The organism is Paeniroseomonas aquatica, from assembly GCF_030409335.1.
Taxonomy (GTDB): domain Bacteria; phylum Pseudomonadota; class Alphaproteobacteria; order Acetobacterales; family Acetobacteraceae; genus Belnapia; species Belnapia aquatica.
Genome location: NZ_JAUFPN010000266.1, coordinates 1 through 2,024 on the forward strand (window position 1 = coordinate 1; position 2,024 = coordinate 2,024).

General features: G+C 62.5%; 2 protein-coding genes. Both read left to right on the forward strand.

Annotated features, from left to right (window positions below; all coding sequences use genetic code 11):
- On the forward strand, window positions 1–423 hold a 423-nt coding region (locus tag QWZ14_RS29235; protein ID WP_290320591.1), incomplete at its 5' end, for an XdhC family protein.
- 273 nt (window positions 424–696) lie between these two features.
- Window positions 697–1,242 carry a DUF488 domain-containing protein gene (locus QWZ14_RS29240; RefSeq protein ID WP_290320592.1) on the forward strand — a complete coding sequence of 182 codons (546 nt, stop codon included), beginning with the start codon at window positions 697–699 and terminating at the stop codon, window positions 1,240–1,242.
- Window positions 1,243–2,024 lie beyond the last annotated feature (782 nt).

Sequence of the window (2,024 nt, forward strand, 5' to 3'; positions counted from 1 at the left end):
CAAGCTCACCAGCCTCCGGCGAACCTGGAGCGGTTCAGGTTTCCTCAAGCGACTGAGTTGATCGGCGATGACTACAGTTATGAGCGGCTGAACCCGACCGTGGCCGATAGCGTCGTAATCGCAACTCAACACAAGGGCGATCACCTATCAGCGGTGCGCGCGCTTCGCTCGCCAGCATCCTATATTGCTATCATCGCCAGCCGTAAGCGGGCTTCGCTGATGTGCGACTTTCTGCGCGGCGAAGGCTTCACCGACCGGGAGCTCGCGCGGTTGCGCGCACCGGCCGGGCTCGACCTGGGCGCATGGACGCCGGCTGAGATCGCGCTCTCCATCCTCGCGGAAATCGTCATGCTGCGTCGTGGTGGCAGCGGCCTGCCACGTACTGCCGCCAATGCGTCACCACAATTTATACAGGCTTCATGATGCGTGCTGTAGCGGATTGCTTCGATGCGTCTATGGTCTCCTTCGAGGCCAGTTCGTTGACGTGCTTCGGCAACAGCGTGAACATGCTACTGATTCATCAAGGCGAGTATGCCGGCTGCGGAAGCACGAGCCGGCAGGCCGGCCGAGATCTTCACTGCGAACTGCAGCAGCTGCGCCGCGCCCTGGCTGCGGCAGAGGCTAGCCATCGTCGCGCAGTGACTGAACATCAACTGCAAAGACGATCCGCTCTGGATCTAGGGGGTGGGGAAGAACATGCGTGAGAGCTCGCCGTTCTACACCATTGGGCACTCCACCCGGTCGGTGTCTGAATTGGCCGGTCTGCTTCGGGAGGCCGGGGCCGAATTCGTGGTGGACGTGCGGACAATCCCCCGCTCACGTACTAACCCGCAGTTCAACGTCGATGCACTCCCGGGTGCCCTAGCTGAATACCGAATCGGTTATCGCCACTTACGGAAGCTCGGTGGCCTTCGGGGGCGCCGGAAGGACCAAGCGCTGTCGCGAAACACCTTCTGGCAGAACGTGAGTTTCCGGAACTATGCCGATTACGCGGCCACGTCAGAGTTTCGGGAAGGGATGGCGGAGCTGCGCGATCTCGGCTGCGCGCATCGCTGCGCCGTCTTGTGTGCGGAGGCGGTGTGGTGGCGCTGCCACCGGCGTATCATTGCGGATTACCTGCTCGCAAGCGGCAACGAGGTGCTTCACATCATGGGCCGGGGCAAGATCGACCAGGCGAGCATGAACTCAGCGGCCATGCAAGAGCTGGATGGCACCCTTGTCTACCCCAGTAGCGACTCCTGAAGGTGCTTCAAAGGCACAAGTGCTCCGCCATCTGCCGCCGCCCCTGCGCGGCGGTTAGCCGCTTGTTCATTCGGCGCTGCATGGCATCAGCACGCCCGTGTACTCAAGCGTAATGCGCGCATCTGGCTGGGCTGCTGTAGGTCTTGACGGGTTGGCTCGGGCCCTTTGGCGGTCCGGTAGTGCCGCAGGAACTTGCTGTTCTCGTCTCGCCTGCCAAAGCCAAATGCTGCTCGTGCCAAGCGTGGAGGTCCTGCCGCGCACAAGCGGCTTTGCCCGCTTGTAGACCCATCCCTACAAATGCTTGAAGCGCCGGCGCCCCCAGACTACCGGATCGAGGGGCGTTAGTGCAGCGACACAGACGGATGGTGCAGAAGGCCACCGCGATGGCTGCCGCTGGGCCATAGGCCACCAACGCCATCACCCCGAAGGGCTCGCCGCAATCCCGTCCACCCGGCCGGTGAGAATGTTGATGTCGGAGCCAAAATCGTAGCTCGTCTCGCTGATCACCGGTCGTGTACGACGGGCCGAAGAATAGCAGTTGGGCCAGGCGGCGCTTTACCGGCGGCGCCGGCCGGGTGAAGACCTCGAAGACGCGGCCCTGCTCAATGACCCGCGCTGCCTCCATGACCACCACGCGACCAAGATCGCCTTCACCACACCTGTCTCATGACTGATGAGCGGCAACGTGAGGTCGAGCTGGTCCCCGCTACCGACGGATCAGCATCAGAATTCGGCCGTGGTTTGTAAGCGTCGCGGCAGCAGCAGGGGCAGAGTTGCATTGA